Below are 14695 nucleotides of genomic sequence, written 5' to 3'. Positions count from 1 at the left end.
TCGACCCGCCGTCCCCGATCGGCCTGCCAGGAGGATCTTTGCTTTCCGCCTTCGTTTCGGCCCTCAGGACACCGGACCTGAGGCGGAAGATTCTCATCGCCCTCGGTCTCGTGGCCCTGTATCGCCTCGGTGCGACCGTGCCGTCCCCGGGCGTCGACTACGGCAACGTCCAGGCCTGTGTCGATCAGCTTGCCGGTGGCGATCAAGCCGGCATCTACTCGTTGATCAATCTCTTCTCCGGTGGTGCGCTGCTGCAGCTGTCGGTGTTCGCGATCGGCATCATGCCGTTCATTACCGCGAGCATCATCGTCCAGTTGCTCACCGTCGTCATCCCTCGCTTCGAGGAGTTGCGCAAGGAAGGCCAGTCCGGCCAGGCCAAGATGACGCAGTACACGCGTTATCTGGCCGTCGCACTCGCTGTTCTCCAAGCCACCGGCATCGTGGCCCTCGCTGCCCGTGGGCAGCTGCTCCAGGGCTGTTCCGAGCCGATCCTCGCCGATGACAGCATCTTCGCGATGGTCATCATCGTCCTGGTCATGACCGCCGGTGCCGCCGTCGTCATGTGGTTCGGCGAACTCATCACCGAGCGCGGTGTCGGCAACGGTATGTCGCTGCTGATCTTCTCGGGTATCGCTGCGGCGCTCCCGACCGAGGGTCGCACCATCCTCGAGTCGCGCGGCGGCCTCGTCTTCGCGATCGTCTGCGTGGTGGCCCTGGTCATCATCACCGGCGTCGTGTTCGTCGAGCAGGGCCAGCGCCGTATCCCGGTCCAGTACGCCAAGCGCATGGTGGGCCGGCGCATGTACGGCGGTTCGTCGACGTACCTGCCGCTCAAGGTCAACCAGGCCGGCATCATCCCGGTCATCTTCGCGTCGTCGCTGCTGTACCTGCCGAACCTCATCGGGCAGCTCACCGGCGCGACGTCGGCGGTCGAGCCGAACTGGTGGCAGCGCATCGTCAACACGTACCTGATCGATCCGAGCAACCCCGTCTACATCTCGATCTACTTCGCGTTGATCGTCTTCTTCGTGTTCTTCTACGTCGCGATCACCTTCAATCCGGAGGAACGCGCCGACGAGATGAAGAAGTACGGCGGCTTCATTCCGGGCATCCGTCCGGGCCGGCCCACCGCCGAGTACCTCAGCTTCGTGCTCAACCGCATCACGGTCCCGGGCTCGATCTACCTCGGTCTCATCGCAACCCTGCCGAACTTCTTCTTGTCCGGGGGCCAGACCGCCTCGAGCATTTTCGGTGGCGCCGCGGTGCTCATTCTTGTCAGTGTCGCGCTGGACACCGTCAAGCAGATCGAAAGTCAATTGATGCAGCGTAACTACGAAGGGTTCCTCAAGTGAGACTTGTACTCCTCGGTCCTCCCGGTGCCGGAAAGGGCACGCAGGCCGCGATCCTGTCCGACAAGCTCGGTGTCCCCGCGATCTCGACCGGCGATCTGTTCCGCGCCAACATCGGGCAGGGAACGCCGCTCGGCGTCGAGGCCAAGAAGTACATCGACGCGGGAGACCTCGTACCCGCGGAGATCACGAACAACATGGTGCGTGACCGTCTCGGCGAGCCCGACGCGGCACACGGCTTCCTTCTCGACGGCTTCCCGCGCAGCGTCGAGCAGGCCAAGGAACTCGAGAACATCCTGCAGGACCTGGGCGTGGCCCTCGACGGCGTGCTGTCCTTCGTCATCGACGAGGACGTCGTCGTCGGGCGCATGCTCGCCCGCGGCCGCGCCGACGACACCGAGGACGTCATCCGCAATCGCCTCCGGGTCTACCGCGAGGAGACAGCTCCGCTGCTCGACTACTACCGCGACGCGATCATCACGGTCGACGCCATCGGTGACGTCGAGGAGATCAACGCCCGGGCGCTCGCAGCGCTCGGCAAGTAACACGTAGGAAGTTTCGACATGGGTTTCGGGCGCAAGCGCAAGGTGGTTCCGTTCCGGACGGCCGGTGAACTCGACGCGATGGCGGCTGCCGGCGCGATCGTCGGCGCCGCACTCGTTGCGGTGAGGGATGCGGCGAAGCCGGGCGTGAGCACCCTGGAACTCGACCGGGTGGCGGAAGCGGTGATCCGTGATGCGGGCGCCGTTCCGTCCTTCCTGGGATACCACGGTTTCACCGGGTCGATCTGCTCGTCGGTCAACGACCGCGTGGTCCACGGCATCCCGTCGGCGGACGACATCCTCGCCGAAGGCGATCTGGTCTCCATCGACTGCGGCGCGATCCTCGACGGCTGGCACGGCGACTCGGCATGGACATTCGGGGTCGGTGAACTCGCACAGGACGACGCCGATCTGAGCGAGGCGACGCGGCTGTCGATGGAAGCCGGTATCGCGGCGATGCTTCCGGGCAACCGTCTCACCGACGTCTCGCACGCGATCGAGAACGGCACGCACGCCGCCGAGAAGCTGTTCGGCCGTTCCTTCGGGATCGTGGACGGCTACGGCGGCCACGGCATCGGCCGCGAAATGCACATGGAGCCCTTCCTGGCGAACGAAGGCGCGCCTGGCAAGGGACCGCAGCTGGTGGTCGGATCGGTGCTCGCGATCGAGCCGATGCTCACTCTCGGCACGTACGAGACCGAGGTGCTCGAGGACGACTGGACCGTGGTCACGTCGGACGGCAGCCGCGCCGCGCATTGGGAGCACACCGTCGCGGTCACCGAGTCGGGCCCGCGCATCCTCACGCTGCGCCCCGAGTAGCGGCGTTCGTCACACCTCGACGATCAGGGTCACCGGCCCGTCGTTGACGAGGCTCACCTCCATGTGTGCGCCGAACACTCCCGTTTCGACGTGTGCGCCGAGCGCACGCAACGCGGACGTGAACTCCTCGACGAGAGGTTCCGCCACACTGCGCGGTGCCGCCGCCGACCAGGACGGCCGCCGGCTCTTCCGGGTGTCGGCCATCAGCGTGAACTGGCTGACGACCAGCACCGGAGCGCCCACATCGGACGCAGATCTCTCGTCGTCGAGGATGCGCATCGTCCACACCTTGCGGGCGAGTGTCGCCGCTTTCGCCGCGTCGTCGTCGTGGGTCACCCCCACGAGCACGAGCAGACCGTGCCCGCCGGGTGGGGGAGTGATCCGGGCAACCTCGTCGCCCTCCACCGCAACCGACGCGGTCGTCACCCGCTGAATCAGCGCCCGCAACTCGTGTCCTCCTCGTCCGTCTCCATTTGGCCTGGTGGGAAAACTCCCGTAGCATTGACCGGTGGTGCGCGCTGCGCTCCGGGTCGGTACGTGTCGAATCTCGATTCGCGCGACTTCCGGAGGCCGAGCGTCACGGTATCGGATGCCGATGCAACCACACATCGAACGACGGATCGCGGAGGATATGGCTAAGAAAGACGGGGCAATCGAGGTCGAGGGCCGGGTTGTCGAACCACTGCCCAATGCGATGTTCCGCATCGAGCTGGAGAACGGTCATAAAGTTCTGGCCCATATCAGCGGCAAGATGCGCCAGCACTACATTCGTATCCTTCCCGAGGACCGCGTGGTCGTGGAGCTTTCGCCCTACGACTTGACGCGTGGACGCATCGTCTACCGGTACAAGTAGAAGCTTCCCCGGCTATACGGTCGGGGGGAACCCTGTCTTCGGTCGCGGTCAGCCGTGTCCGGGGGCGCACATACAGGAGATCGGACGCACGTGAAGGTTCAGCCTAGCGTCAAGAAGATCTGCGAGAAGTGCAAGGTGATCCGTCGTAACGGACGGGTCATGGTGATCTGCGAGAACCTGCGTCACAAGCAGCGTCAGGGCTAGATCGGACCTTCGTCTCGAAGATCTGCTTGGCAACAAGCAAAGAAGACCTTCCAGCACCAGTCGCACGGTTACGATCCTCGATCAGTCGAGGAGCTGTGCGATCAACCCCCGGTTCGGAGGCCGGGGCCCCACTGTGTTTATCGACTTACACAGTTTTTCGACGCAGGGGACGGGCTGGGAGAAGACCTCCGCACACCGAATAGGAATGCCACATGGCACGTCTCGCAGGTGTCGATCTACCCCGTGAAAAGCGGATGGAGATCGCACTCACTTACATCTACGGCATCGGCCGTACGCGCTCCCAGGAAATCCTTGCGGCAACCGGCGTGAACCCGGATCTGCGCAGCAAGGATCTGTCCGACGAGGATCTCGCCAAGCTCCGCGAGCACATCGAGGAAAGCTACAAGGTCGAGGGTGACCTCCGCCGCGAGGTCCAGGCGGATATCCGCCGCAAGATCGAGATCGGCTGCTACCAGGGCCTGCGGCATCGTCGTGGTCTGCCCGTGCGTGGACAGCGCACCAAGACCAACGCCCGTACCCGCAAGGGTCCGAAGCGCACCGTCGCAGGAAAGAAGAAGTAATGCCTCCCAAGTCACGCACCGCCGGTCCGAAGAAGACCCAGAAGGCACGGCGCAGGGACAAGAAGAATGTTCCGCACGGCGCCGCTCACATCAAGAGCACCTTCAACAACACCATCGTGTCCATCACCGATCCCCAGGGCAACGTGATCTCCTGGGCGTCGTCGGGCCACGTCGGCTTCAAGGGTTCGCGCAAGTCGACCCCGTTCGCCGCCCAGCTCGCCGCCGAGAGCGCTGCCCGCAAGGCGCAGGAGCACGGTGTCAAGAAGGTCGACGTTTTCGTGAAGGGCCCCGGTTCGGGCCGCGAAACCGCGATCCGCTCCCTCCAGGCCGCAGGCCTCGAGGTCGGCACCATCTCCGACGTCACGCCCCAGCCGCACAATGGTTGCCGTCCGCCCAAGCGGCGTCGCGTCTAATACGGGAAAGGAAAAGGTTCTAAGTCATGGCACGTTATACCGGTCCCGTTACACGTAAGTCGCGTCGTCTCCGCGTCGACCTGGTCGGAGGCGATCAGGCCTTCGAGCGCCGCCCCTACCCGCCCGGCCAGCACGGCCGCGCGCGGATCAAGGAGAGCGAGTACCTGCTCCAGCTGCAGGAGAAGCAGAAGGCTCGCTTCTCCTACGGAATCATGGAGAAGCAGTTCCGTCGTTACTACGAGGAAGCCGCCAGCCGTCCCGGTAAGACCGGTGAGGTGCTGCTGACCATCCTCGAGTCGCGTCTGGACAACGTCGTCTACCGTGCCGGCCTCGCCCGCACGCGTCGTCAGGCTCGTCAGCTCGTCAGCCACGGCCACTTCCTGGTCAACGGCAAGAAGGTCGACGTTCCCAGCTACCGCGTCTCGCAGTACGACATCATCGATGTCCGCGAGAAGTCGCTGAGCACGCTGCCCTTCCAGGTGGCCCGTGAGACCCAGGGCGATCGCCCGATCCCGGGTTGGCTGCAGGTCGTCGGTTCGCGTCTGCGGGTGCTGGTTCACCAGCTGCCCGAGCGCGCACAGATCGACGTCCCGCTGCAGGAACAGCTCATCGTCGAGTACTACTCGAAGTAAGGCACTTCGTGCCGTGTGTTTCTCCGGTCCTTCGGGCCGGAGAAACACACACCCATCCACCAGGGCGTCAAATAGCGGACGCCCACAAGGAGGCAACAGATGCTCATTTCGCAGCGACCCACCCTGACCGAAGAGGTCATCGCTGACAACCGTTCGAAGTTCGTCATCGAACCCCTCGAGCCTGGCTTCGGGTACACACTCGGCAACTCGCTTCGTCGCACCCTGCTCTCCTCGATCCCGGGCGCAGCCGTCACCAGCATTCGCATCGACGGCGTGCTCCACGAGTTCACCACGGTTCCGGGGGTGAAGGAGGATGTCACCGACATCATCCTGAACCTCAAGGGCCTCGTGGTCGGCTCGGAAGAGGACGAGCCGGTCACCATGTACGTCCGCAAGCAGGGTCCCGGCACCGTTACGGCCGGCGACATCGTCCCCCCGGCCGGTGTCACCATCCATAACCCGGACCTGCACATCGCCACCCTGAACGACAAGGGAAAGCTGGAGATCGAGCTCGTCGTCGAGCGCGGTCGCGGCTACGTCCCCGCCGTCCAGAACAAGGCGTCCGGCGCCGAGATCGGCCGTATCCCGGTCGACTCGATCTACTCGCCGGTGCTCAAGGTGACGTACAAGGTGGAAGCGACCCGCGTCGAGCAGCGCACCGACTTCGATCGGCTGATTCTCGACGTGGAGACCAAGAACTCCATCACGGCGCGGGACGCGCTCGCTTCGGCGGGCAAGACTCTCGTGGAGCTCTTCGGTCTGGCTCGTGAGCTGAATGTCGAAGCAGAAGGTATCGAGATCGGTCCCTCCCCCGCCGAGGCCGACCACATCGCCTCCTTCGGACTTCCGATCGAGGACCTCGACCTCACGGTCCGGTCCTACAACTGCCTCAAGCGCGAAGGCGTTCACACCGTCGGTGAGCTCGTGGCACGCACGGAGTCCGATCTGCTCGACATCCGCAACTTCGGTCAGAAGTCCATCGATGAGGTCAAGGTCAAGCTGCACTCGCTCGGCCTGTCGCTCAAGGACAGCCCCGCTTCGTTCGACCCCAGCACCGTCGCCGGCTACGACGCCGCGACCGGTACCTGGAGCGACACCGAGCCCGGCTCCTTCAGTGAGCCCGACGGCAACGAGGACTACGCCGAGACCGAGCAGCTGTAGCAGCTCACGGTCCGTTACTAGGAGAAAATCATGCCCAAGCCCAAGAAGGGCGCCCGCTTCGGCGGGTCGGCCTCGCACCAGAAGGCGATCTTCGCCAACCTGGCCACCGCGCTCTTCGAGCACGGCCGCATCACCACCACCGAGTCCAAGGCCAAGGCCCTGCGCCCCTACGCCGAGAAGCTCGTCACGCACGCAAAGGCCAACACCTTGGCTTCGCGTCGTGAGGTGCTGAAGGTCCTCCGCAACAAGGACGTCGTCCACACGCTCTTCGCGGAGATCGGTCCTTCCTTCGAGGATCGCAACGGTGGCTACACCCGCATCATCAAGACGATGCCGCGCAAGGGCGACAACGCCCCCATGGCGGTCATCGAGCTCGTCCGTGAGAAGACGGTCAGCAACGAGGCGGATCGCGCTCGCCGCGTCGCCGCGTCGCAGTCTGCTCCGGCTGCCGAGGACAACGTGGTGGAGGCCGTCGAGGCCGACGCCACCGATGCCCAGGTCGAGAACGCGGATGCCGTTATCGAGTCGATCGAGGACGACACCGCTACGGCCGCCGATGCCGACGAGGCCAAGAAGGACTAGTTCCCTTGGTTTCGGCATCTGCTGAAGCACACGAGCCCGCCGACCCTTCCGAGGGCGGCGGGCTCGTCGCTTCCCACGACCCCGCTGTTGCGGACGGGCCCGAGCTCACCCGGCTCCGGCTCGACATCGCGTACGACGGCACCGATTTCTCCGGATGGGCACGACAGCCCGGCCGCCGCACCGTGTGCGGCGAGATCGAGGAGAAACTCGGCGCGATCGTGCGTACCCCTGTGCTGCTCACCGTCGCGGGCCGGACCGACGCCGGGGTGCACGCCTCCGGTCAGGTCGCGCACGTCGACGTTCCCACCGCGGCACTGCCCGATGACCCTTCGCGCTGGATCCGGCGACTGGCACGGTTCCTTCCGCGCGATATCCGGGTGACCGGAATCTCCGTGGCGCCGGAGCATTTCGATGCGCGGTTCTCCGCGATCCGCCGCCACTACGAATACCGATTGACGACGGCGCCGTACGGTGCGGAGCCGTTGCGTGCGCGCGACACCGTGGCGTGGCCGAAGACCGTCGACCTCGAGGCGATGCAGCGCGCATCCCGATCGCTTCTCGGATTGCACGATTTCGCCGCGTTCTGCAAACGCCGCGACGGTGCCACGACGGTCCGTGAACTCCAGCGCTACGACTGGTCGCGGGACGGTGACATTCTCACCGCCTATGTCAGCGCCGACGCGTTCTGCTGGTCGATGGTGCGAAGCCTCGTCGGTGCTGCCCTCGCCGTCGGTGAGGGCCGGCGCAGCGTCGAATGGATGACCGCGTTGCTGCAGGAGCGCGAGCGCGCCGCATCGGTGGCCGTCGCGCCCGCGCACGGACTCTCGCTCGTGCGCGTCGATTATCCGGCGGACGACGAACTCGCCGCACGCAATGTCGCGACCCGCGAAGTCCGCGGGCCCATCGTGCCGGGTTGCTGCTGACGGTCTCGTCCCGTCCCATGTCGTGGCGCGCCGGCCGGCGCAGCGGGAGTCCTGCCGTCTTCTGCTGCAGCGTTACCGGATTGTCGGCGCCGACCCATTGACACTGCTCACTTTGCGTTGCAAAGTGAACGGCATGAACCCTCCCTCGCACAGTGAACGCGACGCCGACCAGGCGCGGGATCTCATCACCGACATCGACCAGTGGTCGCGGCAGGGGAGAAGGCTGTCGTCGCCCGCGTGGTTCCCACTTCTCGTCGTGTCCGTCGCGGTGTTTGCGGCACTACCGGCCGCGCTTCTGCTCGGCGGCAACGCGACGGGTTACTGGGCTGTCGTGGCTCCGCTTTCCGCGGTGGTCACGGGGTGGTACTTCGCCACCCGTCGCGTGCAGTTACCGATGATGCGCGGCACGATCGTGTTCGCAACCGGCGTCGTGATGCTCCTCGTCGTCGCCGGCTTCCTGCTGTGGTTCGCCGGGGACAGCGCAGACTTCCTGCCCTGGCTCGTGATCGCCTGCGGTTTCGGGATATTCGCTCTGATGTGGCGATCGGCGCCGACCGGTTTCTTCGCCGCAGCGACCGCGGTGGCGATCGTGGTCGTCGCGCTCGGTGGCTGGGGGAACGTAGGGGTGATCATGACGCTCGTCGTCGGAACGGGAGCGGTCGCGGCGGCCATGGTCGAACTCGCGCAGGCGGATCCGGGACGTGCACATGCCTGACACGTCTTCTCCGGACGAGCATCCGACGCTCGGCCTCGACGACGTCGTCCACCAACGCACCCGCCTCGGAATTCTCTCGCTTCTCCGAGACGGTGCGTCGATGCAATTCGGGGTGCTCCGAGAAACGCTGCGCCTGACGGACGGAAATCTGAACCGTCATCTCAAAGTGCTCGTCGACGCGGGACTGCTCGAGAGCACGCGTGAAGAAGGCAAAGGACGCACACGTACCTGGGTCACGATCACCCCGGCCGGTCGCGCCGCGCTCGACGCGGAGATCGCCGCGCTCCGCGCGCTGATCGGCGCGCACGACTAGACGGAGACTCGCCCGGTGTCGGGGACTGCCGGTCGGCTCAGCCGGCGAGGGACCGTGCGATCACCAGACGCTGAATCTGATTGGTGCCCTCGAAGATCTGCGTGATCTTGGCGTCGCGCATGAACCGTTCGACGGGGAAGTCGCGCGTGTACCCGTAGCCGCCGAGCACCTGCACGGCATCGGTGGTGACCTTCATGGCGGCGTCCGTCGCGACGAGTTTCGCAACCGAGGCCTGGCGCGAGTAGGGGAGACCCGCGTCCTTGCGGCGCGCGGCGTCGAGGTAGGTGGCGCGGGCGGAGTCCACTGCCGCCGCCATGTCGGCGAGGACGAATCCGAGACCCTGGTGGTCGATGATGCGCTTGCCGAACGCCTTGCGTTCCTTGGCGTAGGCGGTGGCCTCGTCGAGCGCTGCCTGTGCGATACCGGTGGCAACGGCGGCGATGCCGAGGCGGCCCGAATCCAGCGCGCTGAACGCGATGGGCAACCCCTGGCCTTCGGCGCCGATACGGCGGTCGGTGGGGACGAACGCGTCGTCGTAATGTGCTGCGGTGGTGGGAATCGCGTGCAGGCCCATCTTCTCCTCGGGTTTGCCGAAGCTCAGGCCCTCGGTTCCGTCGGGCACGAGGAAGCACGAGATGCCCTTCGAACCGGTGTCCGCGGTACGCGCGAACAGCGTGTAGAAATCGGCCTTGCCACCGTTGGTGATCCACGCCTTCGATCCGGTGATGCGGTATCCACCGTCGACCGCGGTCGCCCGGCACGCGAGGGCGGCGGCATCCGATCCGGCCTGCGGCTCGGACAGGCTGTACGCGCCGATGGTGTTGCCGCCGAGCATGTCCGGAAGCCACGCGTTCTTCTGTTCGTCGGTGCCGTGGGTGGCCAGGGCGAAACAGGAGAGGCCGTGCACACTCACCGCGACCGCGACCGCAGCCCACCGGGCTCCGAGTTCTTCGAGGACCTGGAGGTAGACCTCGTAGGGCTGGTCGCCGCCGCCGAACTCTTCGGGGTACGGCAGGCTCAGCAGTCCGGCCGCACCGAGTGCCGGGAACACACCCTCCGGGAACGTCTCGGCGCGCTCGTGCTCGTCGACGCGCGGGGCCAAGACCTTGTCGGCGACGTCGCGGGTCAGCTCGATCAGGTCGTAGGCCTCTTGGGTGGGCAGAAGACGCTCGACAGCCACAGGATTCCTCCCTCAGAAAACAGTACTGAGAACGATACTGCAGTACTGTCCTAAGTATGACAAGAGCGGAGACGCGCCGGACGACAGCGCGCCGGGCCCAACTGTTCGACCAGCTCGTCGCGATGTTTCTGGCCGAGGGCTTCACGCACCTCACCCTCGACGACATAGCCGCCCGCCTCCACTGCTCGAAGTCCACGCTCTACGCGCTCGCGGAGAACAAGGACCGGCTCGTCTACGCCGTCACGGTGCACTTCTTCCGGGGTGCCACCGAGCGCGTCGAAGCAGAACTCGCACGCAGTACAGGAGCGGAAGCGCGGATCCGCACCTACCTCGAGGCGGTCGGACGGCAACTCGAACCGGCATCCGCGCGCTTCATGGAGGACATCGCCCGAACTCCCGTCGCCCGCGAGGTGTACGAGCGCAACACCCGGATGGCGGCAGATCGGGTGCGCACGCTGATCTCCGAGGGTGTCGACGCGGGCGATCTCCGCGACGTGCACGCGGCCTTCGTCGCCGACGTCGTCGCGTCCGTCATGGTTCGAATCCAGCAACGGCAGGTCGCCGAGGCGACGGGACTGGCCGACGCCCAGGCCTACCGCGAACTGGCGGCGCTCCTGACGCACGGTCTCACCACCTGACCGAGCCTAGGATCGCAGGCATGGACCCACAGATCGGGACCGGGCCGGTCCGCCTCGAGATCGTCGTGGCCAGCGTGCGCGCCGGACGCGTCGCACCGGTGGTCGCCCACTGGTTCGCCGAGACCGCTCGGCGCCGAGCAGAATTCGATGTGGGAATCATCGACCTCGCGGACACTCCCTTACCGCAGGATCTGTCGGGAGGGCCCGAAGCCGACGCGTTCACCCGCCGGGTGGGCGCGGCCGAAGCGTTCGTCGTGGTCACCTCGGAGTACAACCACGGTTATCCGGCCGCGCTCAAGACCGCGATCGACACCGTGAAACACGAATGGCGCACCAAACCGATCGGATTCGTCTCCTACGGCGGGCTGTCCGGCGGTCTGCGCGCCGTCGAGCAACTCCGGCAGGTCGTCGTCGAGGTGCACATGGTGCCGGTCCGCGAATCGGTGAGCTTCCACCGCGTCAAGCACGCGTTCGCGCAGGACGGCACCACCACCGACGGGGCGGCGATCGATGCGGCGGAGCGCATGCTCGACCAGATCGATTGGTGGGCGCGGACTGTGCGGGCGGGGCAGGCTCGCACGGAATATCCCGGCTGAGCGGGGCAGTCAGGACACCGGAACAGGTTCGGGACTCCGCGGCCGTCCGATGTGGGTGGTCTCGGCGGCAATGGTCACGAGCGTGAGGCGCACGCGGGTGCCGGCTGTCGTGAGCAGGATCCGGTCTCCCGATGCGCCCGGTTGGTGAAGCAAGACCGTGGGGCGTTCTCCGGGCAGGCTGTCCGGGTGCATCTGCACGTGAATCGCGCTGACCTGCGGCGGAACCGTCGTGGGCCGCACGCCGTCGTAGACCACGGTGTCGAACTTCCGGTCGTCGGCGTACTCACCTGCCACGCGAAGCCGATCCGGTCCGGCAGCACCGTCGAGCAGTGGTCGCCACGCACCGACCCGGTCGGTGTACAGGAGAACCCGCGCTCCCACGGCCACCGCTCTGAACACGACCTGCTGTGCCAGGTACAACTCACCCGCGACATGCACAGAGCGGATCCCGGGGCCGAAGAGTCGCACGGTGACCGCACGCCCGGCATCGTCCGAACCGATGAGCTGACCGCAACCGCCCGGTGGCAGTGCGAGCCCATCCAGTTCGCCGGCACTCACATCACGCAACGGCGCCACGTGCTCGAGCCGCGGAGCCGCGACCGGCAAGGCGGCGGTCAACGACTCCCGGTCGAGCCCGTACGGGCAGCGGAGTCCGGGCAGCGCGGGAACGACAGGTGATCTCGTGGTGAACCGAGCCGATCCCGCGACCCGGACGGCGCCATGATCTCCCGGCCGCAGCCGGACCACGAGTGTCGAGGAGAGGGCGGGATAGGTCCACACGCTGGTCGCTGCTCGCCGACCGAATCGGCGGGGGTCGAAGTAGCCACCGCTGTTGAAGCCCATCGGGAGGGGGACGTGATGTGGGTGCCGCGCGAATTCGGCGGGCGCGACACCGTGCGCGACGCGACGCGACGCGTTCTCGATGTCGGAGGCGCTGAGAATGATTCCCGCACAACCTCCTTCGTCGAGCACTCGCACGACGCGCCGCGCCGCCGCCGCGACGGTGCGTGCCGCCCCTTCCGCTCCGCCGCCGCGCCGGGCGATCGCCTCACCACAGGTCGACACGTCGAGACGGAGAGCGAGCCAGACCGTTCGCTCGGCTGCAGCGGGCAGCGGACCCAGCAGGTGTGCGTAGACCTGCCCTGCCGGGCTCGAATCGCGTACCCGCCATCCGTGCGTCACCACATCGATCCCGTCGAGGGTGACGTCGTGCCGGCGCAGGCACGATGCGATCGCGTCGAGCGGCAGCGTGACCTCGGCCTCGACGCTGTCGCGCCCCAGTCGCATGACCTGCCCGGGCCGCGACACGACTTCGACGACCGCCGTCACGTATGGAGCGTCCCAGCTCAGACCGATCGGGCGCCCGGCCGGCTGCGGGAAGTCGCGCAGGACCGCTTCGTGTCCGCGTCGTCCGAACCGGTAGCGCACCAGTGTGGAGGCGAACGTGATCGCATCGACTCCGCGAACGGGGATGATCAGGGCCGCCGCGACGAGCGCGCCCGCCGCTACCGCCGGCCACATCCGCCCGGTGGCACCGTGCACTGCGGCCCACACCGCCACCGCAGAGATCTGTGCGATCACCAGACGAGTGACGGCAACGGATTTCGTCCGTCCCGCCGCCGCCGAAGCCCCAGCCATGTCTCCCCCCGATCCCGCCCGGCCGCGCCCCCTGCGCTCCACCGGACTTCCCGGCGGAACTGTACTGTGTTGCGGCAGAGAGCGTGCCGCACAGGGGGAGATGCATGGCAGCACAGCCGACCACGCGATGGCAGGTCAGCGGATACAGATTTCTCATGCGGCGCATGGGACACGCATTGGTGCGACGCGATGTGCGGATGATCCACGACCCGCTTCGCTCCCAATCCCGCGCGCTCGCCGTGGGAACGGTCGTGGCCTGCCTCGGACTCGCCGGCTGCGCCGCGCTGGCGCTGTTCCGGCCTCAGGACCGGATCGGGGATGCCACCGTCGTCGTCGGACGCGAGTCCGGCGCGCTGTATGTCGCCATCGACGGGACCTTCCACCCCGCCCTCAACCTCGCGTCCGCACGCCTCGTGCTCGGCTCGCCTGTCGAACCGGTCGTTGTGGCCGACGACCAGCTGGCGGATCGCCCCCGTGGCCCTCTTGTGGGGATCCCGGGGGCGCCGTCGTCGCTGGCACACGGTGCGGACGATCGGCCGTGGACCGTGTGCGACACCGTCGAACCTCACGGAATGCTCGCCGTGACGACCGCCGTCGTCGTCGGCGAGCCGGAGAGTGGCAGAAATACACCCCTGCGCGACGACGAAGCGTTTCTCGTCTCGTCCGACGATCGTTTCTACTTGGTGTACAACGGGGTTCGAGCCGAGATCGATCCGGACGACCGTGCGTTGACGCGCGTGCTCGGTCTCGATGTGACGCGGGCTCGTCCGGTGAGTCCCGGCCTCCTGGGCGCGATTCCCGAAGTGCCTGCTCTCGCCGCTCCGGTGATTCCCGGTGCGGGCGGTGCTCCGAGCGTGCACGTTCGCGGGTTGCCCGTCGGATCTGTGGTGGCGCTGACCGAACCCGATGGGCAGAGTTTCCATGTCGTGCTGCGTGACGGCGTTCAAGAGGTGTCGCGCGCGACCGCGCAGATCCTGCACGCGTCGGATTCCCAGGGGGCGGCGGAGATCCCGGTCGTACCGCCGGACGTCCTCAAGGATGCGCCCGCCGTGCGGGAGCTTGCGGTGGCGACCTTCCCCGCCGTGATTCCCGACATCGTGGAGCCGGCTGACGCTCCCGTGGCGTGTCTGACCTGGGACCCGACGGGACCCGGGGACGACCGGAACCGCTCCACGCTGGGGTTGTCGGCCGGCACCGGGCTCCCCCTCGCCGAGGACGCCGTCCCGGTGGTACCGGCGCAAGCGGACGGCGCCGGCCCGAATGCCGACGCCGTGTACGTTCCGCCGGGGCGGGGCGTGTACCTCGGCACGACGGCCGTGACACCCGGTAGCGATCGCGCCGGCCCGTTGTTCTATGTCGCGGACACCGGGGTCCGGTACGGCATCGTGGACGGTGAATCCGCGGCAGCCCTGGGTCTGTCGGACCCGGTCCGCGCTCCGTGGCCGATGGTGGAACTCCTCGCACCCGGTCCCGCCCTCGGCAGGGCAGAGGCGCTGCTCGCACACGACGGTGTTGCACCGGACCCGAGCCCCGCACCCCTACGCGCGGGAGGCTGA

19 protein-coding genes are annotated in these 14695 nt (G+C 66.9%); 16 read left to right on the top strand and 3 right to left on the bottom strand.

Annotated features, from left to right (window positions below; genetic code table 11):
* Positions 1-38 precede the first annotated feature (38 nt).
* Genes secY through map form a run of 3 tightly spaced genes read left to right on the top strand, consistent with a single transcriptional unit; the run spans position 39 to position 2710 of the window.
* Positions 39-1352, top strand: a complete 1314-nt coding sequence (gene secY / locus HF877_RS04465) for a preprotein translocase subunit SecY (protein WP_169619962.1) — start codon at positions 39-41, stop codon at positions 1350-1352.
* On the top strand, positions 1349-1894 hold the full coding sequence (locus tag HF877_RS04460) for an adenylate kinase (protein WP_169619961.1): 546 nt from the start codon (positions 1349-1351) through the stop codon (positions 1892-1894). The genes secY and HF877_RS04460 overlap by 4 nt, the downstream gene beginning before the upstream one ends.
* An 18-nt stretch (positions 1895-1912) precedes the next feature.
* On the top strand, positions 1913-2710 hold the full coding sequence (gene map / locus HF877_RS04455) for a type I methionyl aminopeptidase (protein WP_169619960.1): 798 nt from the start codon (positions 1913-1915) through the stop codon (positions 2708-2710).
* Positions 2711-2719: 9 nt separating this feature from the next.
* Here map and dtd read toward each other — a convergent pair whose 3' ends face one another.
* The gene (gene dtd, locus HF877_RS04450) at positions 2720-3157 is read right to left on the bottom strand and encodes a D-aminoacyl-tRNA deacylase (RefSeq protein ID WP_169619959.1); all 438 of its coding nucleotides are present in this window, start codon (positions 3155-3157) and stop codon (positions 2720-2722) included.
* A gap of 184 nt (positions 3158-3341) precedes the next feature.
* On the opposite strand from dtd, the gene infA reads away from it, so the two are divergent.
* From infA to HF877_RS04400, 10 genes are all read left to right on the top strand, one after another.
* Positions 3342-3563: a translation initiation factor IF-1 gene (gene infA, locus HF877_RS04445; protein ID WP_005140011.1), complete on the top strand. Its 222-nt coding sequence runs from the start codon at positions 3342-3344 to the stop codon at positions 3561-3563.
* Between the two features lie 90 nt (positions 3564-3653).
* A complete protein-coding gene (gene rpmJ / locus HF877_RS04440; protein ID WP_003938068.1) occupies positions 3654-3767 on the top strand; it encodes a 50S ribosomal protein L36 in 114 nt (37 codons plus the stop codon).
* A 212-nt stretch (positions 3768-3979) separates the two neighbouring features.
* A complete protein-coding gene (rpsM, locus tag HF877_RS04435) occupies positions 3980-4348 on the top strand; it encodes a 30S ribosomal protein S13 (protein ID WP_072699592.1) in 369 nt (122 codons plus the stop codon).
* Positions 4348-4761 (top strand): 30S ribosomal protein S11, encoded by a 414-nt coding sequence (gene rpsK, locus HF877_RS04430; protein WP_072699591.1) that lies wholly within the window; start codon positions 4348-4350, stop codon positions 4759-4761. Before rpsM ends, rpsK begins: the two co-directional genes overlap by 1 nt.
* Positions 4762-4787: 26 nt before the next feature.
* On the top strand, positions 4788-5393 hold the full coding sequence (gene rpsD / locus HF877_RS04425) for a 30S ribosomal protein S4 (protein WP_169619958.1): 606 nt from the start codon (positions 4788-4790) through the stop codon (positions 5391-5393).
* 99 nt (positions 5394-5492) lie between these two features.
* The gene (locus tag HF877_RS04420; protein ID WP_169619957.1) at positions 5493-6554 is read left to right on the top strand and encodes a DNA-directed RNA polymerase subunit alpha; all 1062 of its coding nucleotides are present in this window, start codon (positions 5493-5495) and stop codon (positions 6552-6554) included.
* A 30-nt stretch (positions 6555-6584) separates the two neighbouring features.
* Positions 6585-7136, top strand: a complete 552-nt coding sequence (gene rplQ, locus HF877_RS04415) for a 50S ribosomal protein L17 (RefSeq protein WP_169619956.1) — start codon at positions 6585-6587, stop codon at positions 7134-7136.
* 5 nt (positions 7137-7141) lie between these two features.
* Positions 7142-8059 carry a tRNA pseudouridine(38-40) synthase TruA gene (gene truA, locus HF877_RS04410; RefSeq protein WP_169619955.1) on the top strand — a complete coding sequence of 306 codons (918 nt, stop codon included), beginning with the start codon at positions 7142-7144 and terminating at the stop codon, positions 8057-8059.
* Positions 8060-8192: 133 nt separating this feature from the next.
* Positions 8193-8774 carry a hypothetical protein gene (locus HF877_RS04405; RefSeq protein ID WP_169619954.1) on the top strand — a complete coding sequence of 194 codons (582 nt, stop codon included), beginning with the start codon at positions 8193-8195 and terminating at the stop codon, positions 8772-8774.
* A complete protein-coding gene (locus tag HF877_RS04400; RefSeq protein WP_169619953.1) occupies positions 8767-9087 on the top strand; it encodes a transcriptional regulator in 321 nt (106 codons plus the stop codon). Before HF877_RS04405 ends, HF877_RS04400 begins: the two co-directional genes overlap by 8 nt.
* 37 nt (positions 9088-9124) lie before the next feature.
* Here the strand turns inward: HF877_RS04400 and HF877_RS04395 are convergent, their stop codons facing one another.
* Positions 9125-10267 carry an acyl-CoA dehydrogenase family protein gene (locus HF877_RS04395; protein ID WP_169619952.1) on the bottom strand — a complete coding sequence of 381 codons (1143 nt, stop codon included), beginning with the start codon at positions 10265-10267 and terminating at the stop codon, positions 9125-9127.
* Between the two features lie 56 nt (positions 10268-10323).
* Between HF877_RS04395 and HF877_RS04390 the strand changes: the two genes are divergently transcribed.
* Together HF877_RS04390 and HF877_RS04385 are read left to right on the top strand one after the other, a co-directional pair.
* A complete protein-coding gene (locus HF877_RS04390) occupies positions 10324-10905 on the top strand; it encodes a TetR/AcrR family transcriptional regulator (protein WP_169619951.1) in 582 nt (193 codons plus the stop codon).
* 20 nt (positions 10906-10925) lie between these two features.
* A complete protein-coding gene (locus HF877_RS04385; RefSeq protein WP_169619950.1) occupies positions 10926-11501 on the top strand; it encodes an NAD(P)H-dependent oxidoreductase in 576 nt (191 codons plus the stop codon).
* Between the two features lie 9 nt (positions 11502-11510).
* Here the strand turns inward: HF877_RS04385 and eccE are convergent, their stop codons facing one another.
* Complete coding sequence (gene eccE / locus HF877_RS04380) at positions 11511-13139, bottom strand: type VII secretion protein EccE (protein ID WP_169619949.1); 1629 nt, start codon at positions 13137-13139, stop codon at positions 11511-11513.
* 104 nt (positions 13140-13243) lie between these two features.
* On the opposite strand from eccE, the gene eccB reads away from it, so the two are divergent.
* On the top strand, positions 13244-14695 hold the full coding sequence (gene eccB, locus HF877_RS04375; protein ID WP_169619948.1) for a type VII secretion protein EccB: 1452 nt from the start codon (positions 13244-13246) through the stop codon (positions 14693-14695).

Source organism: Rhodococcus sp. BL-253-APC-6A1W, assembly GCF_012843405.1.
Classification (GTDB): Bacteria; Actinomycetota; Actinomycetes; order Mycobacteriales; family Mycobacteriaceae; genus Rhodococcus.
Note: the sequence above shows the minus strand (reverse complement) of the source record. Positions and strands in the feature narration are given on the sequence as shown.

What these genes read in the sequence shown, in the direction of transcription:
- map (WP_169619960.1), top strand. Translation starts at nt 1,913, where the DNA reads ATGGGTTTCGGGCGCAAGCGCAAGGTGGTTCCGTTCCGGACGGCCGGT.
- infA (WP_005140011.1), top strand. Translation starts at nt 3,342, where the DNA reads ATGGCTAAGAAAGACGGGGCAATCGAGGTCGAGGGCCGGGTTGTCGAA.
- rpsM (WP_072699592.1), top strand. Translation starts at nt 3,980, where the DNA reads ATGGCACGTCTCGCAGGTGTCGATCTACCCCGTGAAAAGCGGATGGAG.
- rpsK (WP_072699591.1), top strand. Translation starts at nt 4,348, where the DNA reads ATGCCTCCCAAGTCACGCACCGCCGGTCCGAAGAAGACCCAGAAGGCA.
- rpsD (WP_169619958.1), top strand. Translation starts at nt 4,788, where the DNA reads ATGGCACGTTATACCGGTCCCGTTACACGTAAGTCGCGTCGTCTCCGC.
- HF877_RS04420 (WP_169619957.1), top strand. Translation starts at nt 5,493, where the DNA reads ATGCTCATTTCGCAGCGACCCACCCTGACCGAAGAGGTCATCGCTGAC.
- rplQ (WP_169619956.1), top strand. Translation starts at nt 6,585, where the DNA reads ATGCCCAAGCCCAAGAAGGGCGCCCGCTTCGGCGGGTCGGCCTCGCAC.
- HF877_RS04405 (WP_169619954.1), top strand. Translation starts at nt 8,193, where the DNA reads ATGAACCCTCCCTCGCACAGTGAACGCGACGCCGACCAGGCGCGGGAT.
- HF877_RS04400 (WP_169619953.1), top strand. Translation starts at nt 8,767, where the DNA reads ATGCCTGACACGTCTTCTCCGGACGAGCATCCGACGCTCGGCCTCGAC.
- HF877_RS04390 (WP_169619951.1), top strand. Translation starts at nt 10,324, where the DNA reads ATGACAAGAGCGGAGACGCGCCGGACGACAGCGCGCCGGGCCCAACTG.
- HF877_RS04385 (WP_169619950.1), top strand. Translation starts at nt 10,926, where the DNA reads ATGGACCCACAGATCGGGACCGGGCCGGTCCGCCTCGAGATCGTCGTG.
- eccE (WP_169619949.1), bottom strand. Translation starts at nt 13,139, where the DNA reads ATGGCTGGGGCTTCGGCGGCGGCGGGACGGACGAAATCCGTTGCCGTC.
- eccB (WP_169619948.1), top strand. Translation starts at nt 13,244, where the DNA reads ATGGCAGCACAGCCGACCACGCGATGGCAGGTCAGCGGATACAGATTT.